Genomic DNA, 17075 nt, shown 5'->3' with positions numbered 1-17075 from the left:
CGGCAGGCGTGTTTGCTTTTATGGACGATTAACGATGCAAACAGAACCCGACGTGTTAACGGAACACAATGAACTCATCCTTTCGACCAGTATCGAGCGTGTTGTCACGGGCCGCGATACCGCACTAAAATGGATCGAACAACTCATTCAGCAGCTTGATGCAATTTCAGGGCTGACCTCCGAAATTGGCGGTGGCACAGCGCAAGACTGGGCTATGAAAGCTGGGCATCGCTACGATAGCTGGCTAACTGAAAAGGCTGATAAAGCGCTGCCTGCTATCCTCCGCAATATTGACCGCAGTATCTGGCGCGATTTGATGTTGAAGTCCGGCATGATGGCCTTGATGGATGCGCAGGCTCGTGACCAGTGGCATAAGAACCTGGAGGAGGGCGATCTACCTGCTATCAGCGAGGCGAATATTCTCAGTACTTTTGAACAGTTACATCTCAACAAAATGGATGTGTTTGAACGTGGCATCATCAACGTCTTCAAAGGCCTGTCGTGGGACTACAAAACCAACAGTCCCTGCAGTTTCGGTAAGAAGATCATCATTAACAATCTGGTGACGTATAACCGCTGGGGATTTAGTCTGAACTGGGGTTGGCGACGGGATCAGTTGGCAGACCTAGAGAGAATGCTATTTCTGCTGGATGGTAAACCCATCCCTGATAACCGGAGTGATATCTCCACCCGGTTGATGGAGCATATCCGGGATAATCCGGCTAAGGACGTTTACGAAGATGAGTTCTTCCGCATTCGTTACTATCAGAAAGGCACTGCGCACTTGGCCTTCAAGCGTCTGGAATTGATTGAGCGAATGAATGACATCATTGCGAAACACTTTCAGGGAATGCTGGCTTCGAGATGATGGGGGGACTGATATTATCTTCGTCGCAGGTAGCTATAGTTGATGAATAGCGCCAGAGATATGCTTGATTGTGATAATCTTCGAGGTAACTCTTGCCCCGATTCGAGTCCCAAAATCAACGATTTAATGTGTTGGTATCGATGTTGGTACATTATCTAAATGTTATTTTTTATTTATTTTAAATCATAGGATTAGTCATCATGTGCGAGTCCGGCCTTCGCACCAAAAGATGCAAATGAAAGTCGCTTTAGGGCGGCTTTTTTTGTGTCTTACTATTCAAAGTAGTATTACCGTTGAAGTTAGCAGTAATAGTTGAAAATTTCTCTTTTAGAAACAATGAGTTTGCAATATCTATTGCGGCTAGGTTGGTAAACTCATTGGACTATTAGCAAAGTCAATTAATGATAGTTCGCGCTTGCATGGCGAAGGGTGCTAAGAATGTATGGAGTAGAGCAACATTATCTCATACATAGGGCAACTCCAGGTATCCAGTGGCGACATAAAAAGCTATACTTCTGCCGGTTTATCAGGGGGAGAAAATGCCTAAAGCTGTATCATTATTTTCGGGGTGTGGTGGCTCTGATGCAGGGCTCGTGAAAGCTGGATTTGATGTCGTTATGGCAAATGATATTTTGCCATATGCGAGGGAGGTGTATTTAGCAAATCAACCCGAAACTAACTATCTCATTGAAGATATTAGAAAAGTTACAACATTTCCTGCTGCTGAGCTTCTTGTTGGGTGTTACCCTTGCCAAGGTTTTAGTCAAGGAGGTGCTCGTCTTGCTGATAGGAGCATCAACTTTTTGTACAAAGAATTTGCAAGAGCTTTGGGGCAAATTCAACCAAAAGCATTCATTGTAGAAAACGTTTCGGGGATGAGAAATAGTACATTCCAACATTTGCTTAAAGATCAGATTGAGCGTTTCTCTAATGCAGGGGATGTGGGCTATAACGTTGTTTGGAGTATGTTAAAAGCTCACCATTATGGTGTACCCCAAGAACGTAAAAGATTAATAATTGTGGGCATCAGAAATGATTTCCATCATGAATATCAATTCCCCACTCCCACTCATGGGGATGATGTAGAAAAACCTTATGTCACTATTGGCGAGGCCCTTAAAGGATTTCCGGAATGGCCGACTGGTGAATATTGTGATGATCCTTTTCATTGGTATTATTTATCAAGAAACCGACGTCGTGATTGGAATGAGGTTAGCAAAACGATAGTGAGCAACCTTAGGCATATTCCTTTACATCCAATAAGTCCTGAGCTAAAAAAAGTTGATGTGGACAAATGGGAGTTTGTTACTACATCGCCTGCAAGACGTTTCTCCTTCAGGGAAGCTGCTATTTTGCAAGGATTTAGCAAGGATTATACAACTCATGGGAATAATCTAATCTTCCCTGAAATGGAAGGTTTTGGCGCAGCGAGATTACTGAAAGAAAGATATAAAGTAGTAGGAAATGCTGTCCCACCACCATTATTTGAATCGGTCGTGAAAAATATTCCTGATATTTGGTAAAAAGAGCCCTTCATTGGGCTCTCTTAAGTTTTTTGCAAAATTCTATTAATTTCATTAATTCTATCTGCATATCGCTAAAATCATCTTTGAAATTTTCATGTGCGATTGTTAATCTGACTCTGTCAAAAACTATTCCTGCTTCAGAACTAGCTTCTCTAATCATCTCATCAACAAGTAAATAGGGCGTGGAAAATACTTTTACACATTTAATATATGTTAGTGGATGAAACCAAGGATTCAATTTTTCAACTTTGATATCGTTAAATTTGGTTGGCCAATCATTGCCACAAGCGCATTGTCCTAATGCGAAGAGCCGCCCATCCCTTTTGTCTAGAAAGTCAAGCCATGTAACAAAATCTACCCCGCAATCTTTTATTCTTAAGGCATCTTCATCATTTAATCCATTTTCAACACGCCAGGACCATTCATTAGTATTTGATGCTATTGAGGTTTTTAATTTATCAGCTAAGTCTTTATATATTTTGGGGTTGCCATCAGAACGAGGCCAGCCGGTATGCATGTGTTTCGCATTGGAGCTAAAAAATTTTGTGAAAAGTTGGCCTGCCATGATTTCAAAAAACCTAGGCAATTTAACGTTTTCACCTTTAGTTAAGTTATTAATCATTGATACACACAAGCAGAATAAATATACCGGCGATGGGGATTTTTTAAGAGTCAAATGATTTGAATTATATTCAAAAGGGTACATTTCCTGTAATATATTTGCACGCCATTGAATATGTTCAGCAATCTGTCCGACTAATATGTCCTTACCCTTGTCTTCAATCATCCACTCTTCTTCGTTTTGACCATCAATATCATCAAGTTCATCAAATATAGTACCGGCTATTTTGTCATCTTCAATACCTGAATCAATTGTGGCATTCATATCAAGTAATGCATTTAATTCAGCTTGGTCCGCATCAGTAGAAAAACCCTGCATTTTAGAGCGTAATCCGTAATTCACAATTAAAAGCCCTCCGCATCGTTTCCACTGACTGCTTCACTGATTGACGTTCTAAGAGTTCTGAATTGTTTGCTTATTTGCTCCAGATAATTAAGTAGGTCAATAGCATCTTGTTTCGGTAAATCTTCTCGACCTACACGAGTAATACACTCATCTAATTTACCTCTGATTTCCAACATAAGATTAGTTAATCGCTCTCCGATGGGTTGAGTTAAGTCATTGATTTCCTCAACATCTTTCCCTTGTTTTAAGAGGATAATCTTTTCAGGCGATGCAACAATCTCAGCTAATACGCCTAAATTTCGGGAGTCTTTTACTTGTGAATTAAGGCCTTTATTTTTGTTACCAAACATCGCCGTCATTAAAAGTTTGGCGTTATCTAATTTTTTATCATCTATGGGATTAGAAATAGTAGGATCGTCTGATAATCCAACAAAGTCTTGGATGCTTTTGTACCCTAGTAATGTATAAACCCAGGAGAATGGATAGCTGGTATTGCTACCTCTTCCTTTTTTAACACTGTCATCTTTGTTGTATTTTCCGGCTAATTCCATTTGTTTTATAAAATTATAACCAGATAAAAGTCTTTTTATAGTGCTATTACGATCTCCAATCATTGTTGATATATCGCTTACACTCATATTGCCATCTTTTATTGTTCTGGCTATCCAAGCGGCTTTAGCATAAGAGTCCCAATCTTTGGTTGAGACAATATGTCTTACACCTAAATAGGAAATGAGAGATCTTTTATCGATATCATCATCATCTTCAAATACAATCGCAGGAATAGGATCTATTTTGGGGCGGTTATGTGCTATGTATTTATCAATATATTGCTGGTGTAAGCTTACTTGATCTCTGGCTCTATCATCATTTTTGAGGATCAAACATGCGGCTAACCTGCGGTTCCCCTCCATGACTGTATATTTATCATTGCCAATTTTTTTTACAACCATAGGTTCTGCAGAGAAATAACCATTAACGGCTATTGAACTTATAACATCCGTTACACCATAGTTTTTAACAATATTGTTTAAAACATCAATTTGTGTGTCGGAGGATGACGAGTCCTCACCAAATCGAGGATTTTCAACGTCCAGATCCAAAAAATCTATGGGTAAATACTGAACTTCTTTATGTCTCAGTTTCTCTTCCACACCCGCGCTTTTCTTCTTCATTTCCCCTCCAGATTTAATCTTGTAGGATTTAAATTCTTTAGTGCTTCTTTGATATGTATACTTTTACCACAAAATATGATTTTTTTCCACGGAATTTTATGAAATTTATAAGGCTAATTTAACTTGATATCTGCTTGTTTTATATTTAAATTTTTAAATTTATGCTCCATTGACAATCTTTATTAATTAATTTCACGCAAGGCTGTAATATTCACCTCTGCCAAAAATGTGTTTTTTATTCGGAAAAGACCGCGGTGTGAGTAATATTGAAAATATTTTGGTTTTTATCAAATAAAATTTTATGACTTAAATACTTCATTTCGATGCCACACCACAAATCCCTCTCCTGGATAATTCCCTTTCTCCATCGGCAGTGCAATCTGCTTCCCGGCAAAATCCCAGAACAACCGCCCAACAATCCCGCCCCCATTCACCGCCTCAGACACCAGCACCCGCATACTGTCATCGAGCCCAATCGATCCTTTATCAAACGCCTTATGATGAATCGCGCACAGCGCCAGTCCGTTCGGGACCTCACACGGTCCGCCAAACTGCTTCCACTTGATATGCGCGGCTTCAAGTCCAACGGAGGCGTTATCGTGCCGCATGTTGAACCCACATATGGCGCATTCATAGTTATAAGCACGCAGCACCTGCTGGCGGAAAAGCGGATCGCGAACCTTACGGATCTGCTGGATATCAAAGCCCATTTCATTCGCGATCTCTTCCTGAATGCTTTCAGGAAAGTGCGCTTCAAGGATCTGCTGCGCCAGCGAGCCGATCAGGTTTTTGTTCTTACTCAGCAGCGCAAAGTGTTCTTCATCAAACCCGCCTGCGACATTATGCTCCACAAGTTCTTTTACTGGTGGCTGTTTGCTACCCGTGGTCGAACAGAACTCAGTATTCTGAAGATCCCAAAACCCGTCCCCCTTGAGCCGCCAGAAGGGCATATTCGGATAATGCGCCTTCCGCTGTGGGCCAAAGCGTTCTAACAGGCTAAGCAACTGCTCATGGACCTCGGTTCCATAATCAAACAGTCGCGCATGCCCCTGCTGATAGTTCGCCAGTACGTACAGAAGCAATAATGGCTTATGCGGCGCACGCTGTTCGCCTTTGCGCCAGATGGTGATGTCGGCAATTGCCTGTTCGAGAGTTTTGCTGGAAGCCATCGCATTACGGAAGAAGGTAAATAATTGCGATGATGCTCGCAAAACTCAGACCAATCAACCCGCAACTAACAAAAACATGACCTTACCGCAAAGAACTCTATTTCCTGAATCCCCCTCGCAAATTCCAAATTTACCCCACGCAAAACCGCTGTATTTATATTCAGCCCTGTATAATCAGCACCAGAAATTACGCCGAACGGCAAAGGAATTATCGAAGAATATTTAACGAAGAATTCGCGATATGAAGGTGCTGCAACACCCCCATACCGCTAACCACAACAACTACTGAGGAGTTGAAAATGGCTGCGACGAATTTTAAGCCAGAGTTTACTGTTTGCAAAACAGAATCAGACGCTTTCACCGGCATGATTGAAAACCGCGAGCTGGTACGCAAAAACAGCGCCCGCCGTCTGCACGGCAACCCGCCCAACGCGGCGCCCGTCCATCCTCGTGCGGAAACGCCGCAGGACAGTTCCGCCTGCTGCGAACTCTATGCGCGCATAGACATGAAATATCTTCTACTGGGCGGCGAGTGGTTAACCCGCGCGGGCTTTATCAACGGTATGCCGGTGAAAATCCGCGCCATGAAAGACTGCATTGTTATTACGCCACAGCATACAAGAGAATTATGGGGTTGCCTGGAAGGTATGAGCGTGGTGAATATCAATAAACAGAAAGTCGCGCAGTGGCTGAAGACGTTTCCGGGGGCGTTAAATGATACAGGCGATATACCGTCTGTTAAGCGTGGAACAGGCCAGGCGATGTCGGAGTAACTTTGCTTCCCACCTTATGTAATCCCTGAAGCAATAAAACGATACGGGCATGTCATCCCATGCCCGTTTTAAGTAAAAATCAATCGTGCTTAACCTGCTCTTTCACCGCGTTAACTAGCGCAGCGTGAAGTTCGCCGACGGTTAAATCACATATAACAGGTTCGGGTATGCCACGTACCCAGCGGATAAATCGACAGATGCCAAAAAAGTCTATGCCTTCACCCGTAAACAGATACTCATTCTCCGCGAGAGAGAACGTTTTCCTGTAGCCATCTTCTTCCGTAGCAAGCTGAACGCCAAACGCTTCTTCGCAGTCTTCCAGTAGGTCTTCCCCGTCGATACCGCAAATATGCAAATCGGCCTCAATCAACGTATTGCTATCGATAGGTTTACGATGCTCACCTGAGGCGTTTCGAACAACCTCAATGACTTGAGAGAGAGTGGGTTCCATAATGATGCTCTCCTTTAAAGCGGTAGAAATAATCGCTAGCGCTTCCCGGCGGTGCTCCGCTTGGTCGGACCGGCAGGCACAACGTTACCTCGGCCCGAGAAATGTTAAAGTCGGTTCAGGCTATCGCCATATGATTCCAGGCATCTCTGTAAACTATATTTCCGTCACAGTGTTTCCAGGTGATTGCCTCATATCTTAGTTCGATCGTCTCTGTATGTGTTCCTGTTCCAGAACCCGGGAACAGATTGGGCGTGATACCCGTGATTTTTACATTCTCCAGAATAATGTTGAAATATTCTCTCTCGATTCCTGCATCATCAATTTGATACATTTTGATCGTAGCCGATTTTAGCGTTTGGTTTTCACACAGTGCCCTAATGAGAACCGGTGTTGTTTTATCAAACTCTTTCTGAACGGCAATCGGTGTATGTACACGGGTACCTGTTAGTCGGCCTGTATTTCCACTCACAGGAATGGTGAGGTGATGAGCGACCGCCTTTAATTCAATAGCGCCTAACCTACCGGACACCATGGAACCTCCTGGGACAGGTGAGCCATTAGCATCGGTTAACCAAAGATATGCTGGATTTGACATGATTATTCCTCATCTATTTTTACAAAAGAAGGTAGGTGCAACATCGCCACGACCCATATGAACAAGCCAATAATTTTCAGCGGCCATGGTTCAAGGACAGCTATACAAGCAAATGCACCGATGATCAGTAAGGGGCCCGATAACACATCCAGGACCCCACCCAAAATGGATATCTTTCCTGGCAGTAATTTATTCATTACTAATGAAATAATGTAAGCGCTTAGGGTAATGATGCAAAAAGCGATTGTTTTATCATGCCAGGTTTCGAATTCAACCCAGCAAAGGATATAGGCTAATACTAAATATGAGCAAAGAAGCAGGTTTATAATTGGGATGATAAACTTACTCATACGCGCCTGCCGTAGTGTGTGTAGTTATTTTTTCATTAACTTTCTTCATGATCTGATTAAATACAGGTTTTCCTTCTGAATAACCTGCATGGATAGCATCTACGAAAGGCTGGACGGCATCAGCGAACAGAAAATAAAGTAGGTCATAGTCTCTGTGTCTCAGAAGTTCATATACCTCCGGTGCTTCTGCTTTGAGTCTGTCAGATGTCCTAATTGATCGTTCAGCCATTCCCCCAAATAAAAGAAGTGTGCTCAGTGCTGTGATTGGGTTACCTTTCCCTTTAAAAACAACAAACGTGAAGGACGTTCTTTCAATAACATGCTTCGCGATAGTTGATGCTATAATATTTGTTGATATTCTACCTGCAATTGAAGTTATTACAGTTCTGTATAATTTATCCTGCTCCGCTTCAGTTAAATATCTATTGAATTCTTTAAATATAATTTTTACAGCGTTGACTATATTCTCATAATTCAAGATGTCGTTTTTTATGGCAGTGAACATTCGAATTCGTTGAGTTTCACGAGCATATCTTGTATCCGTGTCAAAGATACCATAAACCAGATATCCATAATCTAACGGTACAGATAGCCCTCCATTTATAAGCCCAGTGACTGTATCAGGAGAAGCGATTATGTTGCATAACCTTCGGGCTATATCTTCTACATCAGCCATAGTATCCCTTTAAATGTATTATAAAGGATAATATCAATGTGATATTTATGCGATTAAAGCAATTTATTTTATCTAAACGATAGATTAAGAATTATTAACGGCATTAATATTATCTAAATGAGATAATACGCGGCTTCATGCCTATCCCACACACTCCGCCGCCCAACCTCAATCAACTCACCTCATCAAAACACCGGCACCCCCAGCCCAACCTTCACCTCCCTCAACGTCTCCTGCGTCACCCCCTGCGCCCGTTCGGTCCCGCGCTTCAGCATCGCCATCAGCTCGCCCTTATCCTGCATATACATCGCCCTCCGCTCCCGCATCGGCGCAATCAGCTCCTGCAGGCACGCTTCCAGTTCGTTCTTACAAACCCGGTCACCCAGCCCGCCCGCCTGATAGTGCGCCTTCATCGCCGCCACTTTCTCTTTGTCCGGATGAAACGCGTCCAGGTACGTAAACACCACGTTCCCCTCAATCTGCCCCGGGTCGCTAACCTTCAGGTGGTTCGGGTCGGTGTACATGGCGCTGACCGCACGGTGAATGGTCTCTTCGCTGGCCGAAAGGTGCAGCGTGTTGCCCAGCGATTTCGACATCTTGGCGCTGCCGTCGATGCCGGGCAGGCGGCTGGTGTCGCTCAGCATCGCCTTGCAGTGGCGCAGCACCGGGGCGGGCAGCAGGCTGTTCATCTTGTGCACAATCTCGTTGGTCTGCTCAATCATCGGCAGCTGGTCGTCGCCGACGGGCACGCACTCGGCCTTAAACGCGGTGATGTCCGCCGCCTGGCTGATGGGGTAGGCCATAAACCCGACCGGCAGCGAGCGGGCAAAGCCCTTCTGCACAATCTCGTTTTTCACCGTCGGGTTACGCTCCACGCGGGCGACGGTGACGATGTTCATGTACAGCATCGTCAGCTCGGCGAGGGCGGGCAGGGCGGACTGCAGGCAGATCGTGGTCAGGTTCGGGTCGATGCCCGCGGCGAGGTAGTCGGCCAGCACTTCGGGAATGTTGTCGCGGATTTTCTGCGGGTTGCTGCCGTTGTCGGTCAGCCCCTGCAGGTCGGCGATCAGTACAAACTGGCTGTGCGTCTGCTGGAGCGCCACGCGCTGGCGCAGCGATCCGACGAAGTGGCCAAGGTGCAGCGGGCCGGTTGGGCGGTCGCCGGTGAGGATGGTGGTTGCGTTCATAAAGACTCCTTAATGTGCAGTTGCCGAAAGGGGTCTTAGAAATGTGAAAGCCGCCTTTCGGCGGCTATCTGAAAATGGGGAAAACAACTCCGTGCCGCCTTTAAGAAGGCAGCCACCAGCGGTTTACGGTGAGCACGGCGTGGTTTATGTTCATCTCTTTACCGTACCACGTCCGGCGCGAAAAACAAAAGGGCACGTCATGCTGCAATCTCTCAACCATCTGACCCTCGCGGTCAGCGACCTGCAAAAAAGCGTCACCTTCTGGCACGAACTTCTGGGGCTTGCGCTGCACGCCCGCTGGAATACCGGGGCCTATCTCACCTGTGGCGACCTGTGGGTCTGCCTGTCGTACGATGAGGCTCGCGAGTACGTGCCGCCGCAGGAGAGCGACTACACCCACTACGCGTTTACCGTGGCGGAAGCGGATTTTGAACCGTTCTCGCAAAGGCTGGAGCAGGCGGGCGTCACCGTCTGGAAGCAGAGCAAAAGCGAGGGGGCGTCGTTCTATTTTCTCGACCCGGACGGGCACAAGCTGGAGCTGCACGTGGGCAGCCTCGCCGCGCGGCTGGCGGCGTGTCGGGAGAAGCCCTACGCGGGCATGGTGTTTACCTCAGACGAGGCTTGAGCCGCGCACCTTCAGCCTGCAGGTCCTGTCTCAGCGATCACTGGTTACGTGCCGCTGGCGGAGCGAAAGCGCCGGGTGGCGGCTGCGCCTTACCCGGCCTGGAAAAAATTACAGCGACTTCACAAACGCCAGCAGATCTTCGTTGAGCTGGTCCTGGTGGGTCAGCGCGAAGCCGTGCGGCGCGTTGTCGTACACCTTCAGCGTGGCGTTTTTGATCATCTCCGCCGCCAGCTTGCCGGTGCTTTCAAACGGTACGATCTGGTCGTTGCTGCCGTGGATCACCAGCGTCGGCACGTCGATTTTCGCCATATCCGGGCGGAAGTCCGTTTCGCCGAACGCGGTCACGCAGTCGATGGTGCCCTTCAGCGACGCCAGCAGGGCGATGTTCAGCGTCTGGGTCAGGGCTCCGGCGGAAACGGTCTGTCCGGCGTTGATGCCGTAGAACGGCGTCGCGAAGTCGCTGATGAACTGGGCGCGATCTTTACGCAGTCCGTCGCGAATGCCGTCGAACACGCTCTGATCCACACCCTGCGGGAAGGAGTCGGATTTGCCGAAGATTGGCGTCACCGCGCCCAGCAGCGCCAGGCCGGCCACGCGCGCGCTACCGTAGTTGTTAATGTAGCGGGTTACGTCGCCGCCGCCCATCGAGAAGCCCACCAGCGTCACGTCGCGCAGATCCAGCGTGGTAATCAGGTCGTTGATGTCGGACGCAAAGGTGTCGTAGTCGTAGCCGTTCCACGGCTGATCCGAGCGGCCAAAGCCGCGACGGTCAAAGGCGATGGCGCGGAAGCCGCGCTCGGCCAGGTAGTTCAGCTGGCTGTCCCACATGTCGCCGTCCAGCGGCCAGCCGTGGCTGAAGAGAACCGGTTTGCCCGCGCCGCCGTCCTTGTAGTAAATCTGCGTGCCGTCTTTTGCCTTAAACGTTGCCATAGTGTGTTCCTGTGCAGGTGATGGTTAGGGTTATACCGGCGCGACCAGGTAGCGAATTGCCGGTGATGTTGTGCCCTGATGAAAAGCCAGAACGCGGCTCTGCAGCAGGAGGTCATTCATGGTGTGGCGCTCCTGCTGGCGCAGATGCTCAATCCAGGAGCCCATCAGGAAGGTCTCGATAAACAGGCCGGGGCGCTCGATATCCTCGTACACCGCCCAGCTCATCGCCCCGGCGCGGCGGCGCACCCGGCGCAGCTCGTGGACGGCTTCCAGGAAGGCTCTGGTGTTCTGCGGGTCGATGATGTACTCGTGCGATACCAGCACCGGGCCGCGCTCGTTGGGCAGGTCAATCTCCACGCCGTCCAGCGGCTGGCCGCTGAGGTCGAGGTTCAGGTCCGGATCTTTCCCCAGCTTCCAGCGAAACACGGTGGCGCTCGCCAGCACCATCCCCAGCGTGGCGACAACCAGCGAGGTCGGTGTGCCGAAGCGGGAGGCGATCTGCCCCCAGATGGCGCTGCCCGTGGTCATCGAGCCGAAGAACACCGTCAGGTAGACCGCCAGCGCGCGGGCCTTCACCCAGCGGGCGGCGCTGCGCTGCGCGCCGAGGTTCAGCGTTGAAAGCACCGCAATCCACGCGAAGCCGGTGAAGAACTCAAACAGGTTAAGCAGCCAGACGTGGCGCACGAACGCCAGCGCCAGCATGGTGAGAGCAAAGGTCAGGCTGGCGGCCACCATCAGGCGGTCGGCGTTCAGCCGCTGGCGCAGGCGCGGCAGCAGGATGGCCCCGGCAATCGCCCCCAGGCCAATGCACGCCAGCATCACGCCGTAGCCCGCCGGGCCTAAGCCCAGCTCGCGGCGCGCCACCAGCGGCAGCAGCGCCCAGCCCGCGCTGCCGAAAACGAAGAAGGCCACTGTGCGCACCAGCACGTTGCGCAGCACCGGCGCGGCGTGCACGTAGCGAATCCCGGAGCGCACCGCGGAGAAGAAGTGCTCCGGCGGCAGACGTTGAATGGACGGCGCCGGACGCCAGCGCCACAGCACCCACGCCACGCCGACCACGGAGAGCGCATTGAGGGCAAACACCATCCACGGCCCGGCGAGCGACAGCAGGAAACCGCCCAGCGCCGGGCCAATTGCCCGGCTGATGTTCACCCCGAGCGAGTTCAGCGCCACGGCGGCGCCCAGCTCCGGCTTGCTCACCAGATCGGGCACCACGGCCTGGAACGGCGGCGAGCTCATCGCCGCGCCCACGCTCAGCAGAAACGTCGCCACCAGCAGAACGGCGGGGGTGACGTGTCCGGTGAAGGAGAGCACCGTCAGCCCGGCGGCGGCGATGAACACCCACAGCTGGGAGAAGAGCAGGTATTTACGTCGGTCGACGATGTCCGCCATCACCCCGGACGGCAGGGCAAAGAGGAACATCGGCAGGCTGCTGGCCGCCTGCACCAGCGCGATATCCAGCGGGTCGGCGCTCAGGGTCAGCATGCTCCAGTTGATGCCGACGTCGCTCATCCATGAGCCGACGTTAGAGACCACCGTGGCGATCCACAGCATGCGGAACACCGGCTGGCTCAGCGGCTGCCAGGGAGAAACCGTCGATGCGGGCGTCGTCTCGACGTGTGCGTCGCGAACGTCGTTAACCTGGGTCATGCGTACCTCTCCGCTGTCTTACGCTGCAGCCGCCACTGGCCCGGCCCGGTGAGGGCGAGGGTGGTGAAGATAATCAGCAGCAGCCAGCCAAACTGCCCTTCGGCAATCGACCAGTTCGGGTGGACCGCCAGCATCGCCACCAGCAGCACGGCGATAATCGGCAGGCACGCCAGGCGGGTGTACACGCCCGCAATGATAAACAGCGGGCAGATCACCTCGGCGAAAATTGCCGGGATCAGGCTGGCGTAAGGCCCGAAGCCGAACGGATCTTCAATGCGCGTCAGCTCTTCGCTGAAGTGCAGCACCTTCGGCAGGCCGTGCACGTACAGCAGCAGCAGGCTGCCGGTCAGGCGCAGGAAGAACAGCCCCAGGTCGACCCGGGGCGGAGCAAAGGTGTTTTTCATCAGAATGCAAAGCAGCTGCAGCCCAGCGCCCCCCAGAAAGCGTTATCGTCGGACACCGGCATCTCTGACGTGCGGGCGAAATCATGCTGGTGGCTGTGAACCCCGCACGGGCCGCTGCAGTGGTGGACGGCGTTCATGCCGACGCGTGCGGCCTGCGGCGGCGCGCTGCGGTAGTGGCCCGGCACCTTGACCACCGGGGACCACTCGGGCAGAACCGGAATGGCCGGCGGCGCGAGCGGGCCAAAAGCGCCTGCGGCGTAGACAATGTCGCCGTTCACCACCGTCAGAACGGACTCGATGCCCTTGATCTCCTCTTCCGGCACGCGGAAGTAGTCTTTGCTGAGCACGGCCAGGTCGGCGAGCTGGCCGACCTTGATCTGCCCCTTCTGATTCTGCTCGCTGGAGAACCACGCGCTGCCCTGGGTCCAGAGCATCAGGGCGGTATCGCGATCCAGACGGGCGCTATGGTCGTACATCTGCATCCCGCCGACGGTGCGGCCGGAGACCAGCCAGTAGAGCGCGGTCCACGGGTTGTAGCTCGCCACGCGGGTGGCGTCCGTCCCTAAGCCCACCGGCACGCCGGTCTCGAGCATTTTCGCCACCGGCGGCGTGTGGCGGGTAGCTTCGATGCCGTAGCGCTCGGCAAAGTACTCGCCCTGGAACGCCATGCGGTGCTGGACGGCAATGCCGCCGCCGAGCGCTTTGATGCGGTCGATGTTGGCCTGGGTAACGGTTTCCGCATGGTCGAAGAACCAGTGCAGGCCGTTGAACGGAATGTCGCGGTTCACCTTCTCGAAAACGTCCAGCATGCGGCTGATGGATTCGTTATAGGTGGCGTGCAGGCGGAACGGCCAGCGGTGCTCCACCAGATGGCGCACCACGCGCTCCAGCTCGTCCTCCATCCCCGGCGCGAGGTCCGGTCGCGGTTCGAGGAAGTCTTCAAAATCGGCGGCGGAGAAGACCAGCATCTCGCCCGCGCCGTTGTGGCGGAAGAAGTCGCTGCCCTGGCCCGGCGTGAGCATGTCGGTCCATTTTTCAAAGTCTTCCAGCTCGTGGCCCGGACGCTGGGTAAACAGGTTGTAGGCGATGCGGATGGTCATCTGCTTTTTCTCGTGCAGCTCGGCAATCACCTCGTAATCTTCCGGGTAGTTCTGGAAGCCGCCGCCCGCGTCGATGGCGCTGGTCAGCCCCAGACGGTTCAGCTCGCGCATGAACTGGCGGGTGGAGTTAACCTGCTGCTCCAGCGGCAGCTTCGGCCCTTTGGCGAGCGTGGCGTAGAGGATCATGGCGTTCGGACGGGCAATTAGCATCCCGGTCGGGTTGCCGTTGGCGTCGCGCTGGATCTCGCCCCCCGGCGGGTTTGGCGTGTCCTTGGTGTAGCCGACCACCTTCAGCGCGGCGCGGTTGAGCAGGGCGCGGTCGTACAGGTGCAGGATGAAGACCGGGGTATCCGGCGCGGCGTCGTTAATTTCGTCCAGGGTCGGCATGCGGCGCTCGGCAAACTGGAACTCGGTCCAGCCGCCCACCACGCGCACCCACTGGGGCGACGGCGTGCGCAGGGCCTGCTCTTTCAGCATCCGCAGGGCGTCGGCCAGGGACGGCACGCCTTCCCAGCGCAGCTCAAGGTTGTAGTTCAGCCCGCCGCGGATCAGGTGCAGGTGCGAGTCGTTCAGGCCGGGGATGGCGGTGTGGCCTTTTAAGTCGACCACCTTGGTGCCTTCGCAGTGGTGTTGCATCACCTCGGCGACGGTACCCACTTCCAGAAATTTTCCGTCGCGCACGGCAACGGCTTCCGCGACGGGGTTCTCGCGATCGACGGTGTGAAACTGGCCGTTAACCAGAATGAGATCGGCTTTACCGAGGGTAACCATAAACTGCTCCTGACTGAGAGGGGAATGGTCAGGATTATGGGAACCGGTTTCGGCAAAGATCCAGTTATACAATAGGATAGGTATACCAAAGTATAACTATACCTAAGGTTAACTATACGAAGAGATAATTACGCGCAGGGACGGAAAACCGCAGGATGAGGGTGACTTTATCGTCGCGGCGCTCGCGGCGATTTCACCCTTAACCACTGGAAAATGCTATGACCTCTTCAAAGCTCGAAGTGTTAACCCCTGCGAACTGTCAGGTAATCTTTATCGATCACCAGCCTCAGATGGCGTTTGGCGTACAGTCGATTGACCGCCAGGTGCTGAAAAACAACACCGTGGCGCTGGCGAAAGCGGCCAAAGTGTTCAACATCCCGACCATCATCACCACCGTTGAGACCGAAAGCTTCTCCGGCAATACCTATCCAGAGCTGCTGGACGTGTTCCCGGGCCAGGACATCCTGGAGCGTACCTCCATGAACTCCTGGGACGACCAGAAGGTGCGCGACGCGCTGCAGGCCAACGGCAAGAAGAAGGTGGTGGTTGCCGGCCTGTGGACCGAAGTGTGCAACAACAGCTTTGCCCTGTGCGCGATGCTGGAAGGCGACTACGAAATTTATATGGTGGCGGACGCGTCCGGCGGCACCTCCAAAGAAGCCCACGACTACGCGATGCAGCGCATGATCCAGGCGGGCGTGATCCCGGTGACCTGGCAGCAGGTGATGCTGGAGTGGCAGCGCGACTGGGCGCGTAAAGAGACCTACACCGCGGTGATGGATATCGTGCGCGAGCACTCCGGCGCGTACGGCATGGGCGTCGATTACGCCTACACCATGGTGCACAAAGCGCCGTCTCGCCAGAAGAGCGAGCACCGCACCTTAGCGCCGGTCCCGGCACGCTAAGTTCCGCTGGCGGGCTGGTCCCTCATCCGGCTCGCCGCTGCCTCTTTCTCTGGAGTTCACAATGAGTACTGGGCTGATATCCCTTGCGGCAGGCGTGTTGATTGGCCTGATGTATGCCGTGCTGAAGGTGCGCTCCCCCGCGCCGCCCGCGCTGGCGCTGATTGGCCTGCTGGGGATGCTGGCGGGTGAACAGGCGACGCGCCATCTGTTATCCCGCGACGGCGCGCCGCCGCCTCCGGTGACCGTTCCGCAGGCCAAATCGCAGACGGGAGCGTCGTCATGAAAGCATGGATAATTTCGCTGGTGTGCGGCGTGGTTGCTGGGGTAATTTACGCTCTGCTCGACGTCCATTCCCCGGCGCCGCCGGTTGTCGCCCTGCTGGGCCTGTTTGGCATGCTGGTGGGCGAACAGCTCATCCCGGTGGGACGGCGTTTACTGAGTCGCGAACCGCTTACCCTCGCCTGGTTTCGTCACGAATGCGTGCCGAAAATCAGCGGCACGGCGCCCCCTGCGCCCGCGAAGGACGATCGCGACGTTTAATGATTTGTGAGAGGAAAGAGAGCATGACGCTGCCGTGGCGCATTGCCATCATTGATGACGAACGATCCGTCCGCAGCGGGCTGAGTAATCTCCTGGAGTCGGAAGGCTATTCGGCCGATACGTTTGATTCGGCAGAGGTGTTTCTGAGCCATCCTTTCGCCCTGTCCGGCGCGGCGCTGGTGATCACCGACATCAAGCTGCGGGGCATGAGCGGCCTGGAGCTGTTTGAAAAGCTCCGGCTGCTGGCCGTACCGCCTCCGCCCGTGCTCTTTATCTCCGGTCATGCTGATGAAAATATGCAGCGGTACGCTCTTGATCTGGGCGCCGCTGCATTTTTGCGTAAGCCTATTAACATCGATATTCTGCTGGATCATATTCAGCGGGAGCTGGCCCGCCGACAATAAGGATCGCGG

General features: G+C 52.3%; 20 protein-coding genes. 8 read left to right on the top strand and 12 right to left on the bottom strand.

Features of this window, described 5'->3' with window-relative positions; translation table 11 throughout:
* The first annotated feature begins 34 nt into the window (after positions 1 to 34).
* Together ACERY3_RS15100 and ACERY3_RS15095 are read left to right on the top strand one after the other, a co-directional pair.
* Positions 35 to 868 carry a DUF4942 domain-containing protein gene (locus ACERY3_RS15100; RefSeq protein WP_373225918.1) on the top strand — a complete coding sequence of 278 codons (834 nt, stop codon included), beginning with the start codon at positions 35 to 37 and terminating at the stop codon, positions 866 to 868.
* A 539-nt stretch (positions 869 to 1407) separates the two neighbouring features.
* A complete protein-coding gene (locus tag ACERY3_RS15095; protein WP_058840460.1) occupies positions 1408 to 2391 on the top strand; it encodes a DNA cytosine methyltransferase in 984 nt (327 codons plus the stop codon).
* Positions 2392 to 2401: 10 nt separating this feature from the next.
* Here the strand turns inward: ACERY3_RS15095 and ACERY3_RS15090 are convergent, their stop codons facing one another.
* The 3 genes from ACERY3_RS15090 to ACERY3_RS15080 form a co-directional block, all read right to left on the bottom strand.
* Entirely contained in the window at positions 2402 to 3358 is a 957-nt protein-coding gene (locus ACERY3_RS15090; RefSeq protein WP_139153135.1) for a hypothetical protein, read from the bottom strand.
* Between the two features lie 2 nt (positions 3359 to 3360).
* A complete protein-coding gene (locus ACERY3_RS15085) occupies positions 3361 to 4536 on the bottom strand; it encodes a hypothetical protein (RefSeq protein WP_058840462.1) in 1176 nt (391 codons plus the stop codon).
* Between the two features lie 299 nt (positions 4537 to 4835).
* Entirely contained in the window at positions 4836 to 5705 is an 870-nt protein-coding gene (locus ACERY3_RS15080) for a phosphorothioated DNA-binding restriction endonuclease (protein ID WP_058840463.1), read from the bottom strand.
* Positions 5706 to 6004: 299 nt separating this feature from the next.
* Here ACERY3_RS15080 and ACERY3_RS15075 point away from each other — a divergent pair, with 299 nt between their 5' ends.
* On the top strand, positions 6005 to 6478 hold the full coding sequence (locus ACERY3_RS15075) for a SymE family type I addiction module toxin (RefSeq protein WP_072210733.1): 474 nt from the start codon (positions 6005 to 6007) through the stop codon (positions 6476 to 6478).
* 79 nt (positions 6479 to 6557) lie between these two features.
* Here the strand turns inward: ACERY3_RS15075 and ACERY3_RS15070 are convergent, their stop codons facing one another.
* The 5 genes from ACERY3_RS15070 to trpS all read right to left on the bottom strand — a co-directional run bounded on the left by ACERY3_RS15070 (position 6558) and on the right by trpS (position 9737).
* Complete coding sequence (locus ACERY3_RS15070; protein ID WP_058840464.1) at positions 6558 to 6929, bottom strand: hypothetical protein; 372 nt, start codon at positions 6927 to 6929, stop codon at positions 6558 to 6560.
* A 115-nt stretch (positions 6930 to 7044) separates the two neighbouring features.
* The gene (locus tag ACERY3_RS15065; RefSeq protein ID WP_029739310.1) at positions 7045 to 7524 is read right to left on the bottom strand and encodes a type VI secretion system tube protein Hcp; all 480 of its coding nucleotides are present in this window, start codon (positions 7522 to 7524) and stop codon (positions 7045 to 7047) included.
* Positions 7525 to 7526: 2 nt separating this feature from the next.
* Positions 7527 to 7874 carry a hypothetical protein gene (locus ACERY3_RS15060; protein ID WP_058840465.1) on the bottom strand — a complete coding sequence of 116 codons (348 nt, stop codon included), beginning with the start codon at positions 7872 to 7874 and terminating at the stop codon, positions 7527 to 7529.
* Entirely contained in the window at positions 7867 to 8550 is a 684-nt protein-coding gene (locus ACERY3_RS15055; protein ID WP_058840466.1) for a hypothetical protein, read from the bottom strand. Before ACERY3_RS15055 ends, ACERY3_RS15060 begins: the two co-directional genes overlap by 8 nt.
* Before the next feature lie 185 nt (positions 8551 to 8735).
* Complete coding sequence (trpS, locus tag ACERY3_RS15050; RefSeq protein ID WP_058840467.1) at positions 8736 to 9737, bottom strand: tryptophan--tRNA ligase; 1002 nt, start codon at positions 9735 to 9737, stop codon at positions 8736 to 8738.
* Positions 9738 to 9936: 199 nt separating this feature from the next.
* Between trpS and fosA the strand changes: the two genes are divergently transcribed.
* The gene (gene fosA, locus ACERY3_RS15045; RefSeq protein ID WP_319876501.1) at positions 9937 to 10362 is read left to right on the top strand and encodes a FosA/FosA2 family fosfomycin resistance glutathione transferase; all 426 of its coding nucleotides are present in this window, start codon (positions 9937 to 9939) and stop codon (positions 10360 to 10362) included.
* A 108-nt stretch (positions 10363 to 10470) separates the two neighbouring features.
* Here fosA and ACERY3_RS15040 read toward each other — a convergent pair whose 3' ends face one another.
* Genes ACERY3_RS15040 through ACERY3_RS15025 form a run of 4 tightly spaced genes read right to left on the bottom strand, consistent with a single transcriptional unit; the run spans position 10471 to position 15217 of the window.
* Positions 10471 to 11292 (bottom strand): alpha/beta fold hydrolase, encoded by an 822-nt coding sequence (locus tag ACERY3_RS15040; protein WP_032660966.1) that lies wholly within the window; start codon positions 11290 to 11292, stop codon positions 10471 to 10473.
* Positions 11293 to 11322: 30 nt separating this feature from the next.
* Positions 11323 to 12942, bottom strand: a complete 1620-nt coding sequence (locus ACERY3_RS15035; protein WP_373225917.1) for an MFS transporter — start codon at positions 12940 to 12942, stop codon at positions 11323 to 11325.
* The gene (locus ACERY3_RS15030) at positions 12939 to 13346 is read right to left on the bottom strand and encodes a DoxX family protein (RefSeq protein WP_094935529.1); all 408 of its coding nucleotides are present in this window, start codon (positions 13344 to 13346) and stop codon (positions 12939 to 12941) included. The genes ACERY3_RS15035 and ACERY3_RS15030 overlap by 4 nt, the downstream gene beginning before the upstream one ends.
* The gene (locus tag ACERY3_RS15025; RefSeq protein WP_373225916.1) at positions 13346 to 15217 is read right to left on the bottom strand and encodes an amidohydrolase; all 1872 of its coding nucleotides are present in this window, start codon (positions 15215 to 15217) and stop codon (positions 13346 to 13348) included. The genes ACERY3_RS15030 and ACERY3_RS15025 overlap by 1 nt, the downstream gene beginning before the upstream one ends.
* 218 nt (positions 15218 to 15435) lie before the next feature.
* Between ACERY3_RS15025 and ACERY3_RS15020 the strand changes: the two genes are divergently transcribed.
* From ACERY3_RS15020 to ACERY3_RS15005, 4 genes are all read left to right on the top strand, one after another.
* Entirely contained in the window at positions 15436 to 16122 is a 687-nt protein-coding gene (locus ACERY3_RS15020; RefSeq protein WP_023334356.1) for a hydrolase, read from the top strand.
* 61 nt (positions 16123 to 16183) lie between these two features.
* Positions 16184 to 16405: a DUF1427 family protein gene (locus ACERY3_RS15015; RefSeq protein ID WP_029739325.1), complete on the top strand. Its 222-nt coding sequence runs from the start codon at positions 16184 to 16186 to the stop codon at positions 16403 to 16405.
* Positions 16402 to 16662: a XapX domain-containing protein gene (locus ACERY3_RS15010; RefSeq protein ID WP_010427264.1), complete on the top strand. Its 261-nt coding sequence runs from the start codon at positions 16402 to 16404 to the stop codon at positions 16660 to 16662. The genes ACERY3_RS15015 and ACERY3_RS15010 overlap by 4 nt, the downstream gene beginning before the upstream one ends.
* Before the next feature lie 23 nt (positions 16663 to 16685).
* Entirely contained in the window at positions 16686 to 17066 is a 381-nt protein-coding gene (locus ACERY3_RS15005; protein WP_319876507.1) for a response regulator, read from the top strand.
* Positions 17067 to 17075: the final 9 nt, after the last annotated feature.

The sequence above is a fragment of the Enterobacter cloacae complex sp. ESBL7 genome, from assembly GCF_041679625.1.
Taxonomy (GTDB): Bacteria; Pseudomonadota; Gammaproteobacteria; order Enterobacterales; family Enterobacteriaceae; genus Enterobacter; species Enterobacter asburiae_B.
Note: the sequence above shows the minus strand (reverse complement) of the source record. Positions and strands in the feature narration are given on the sequence as shown.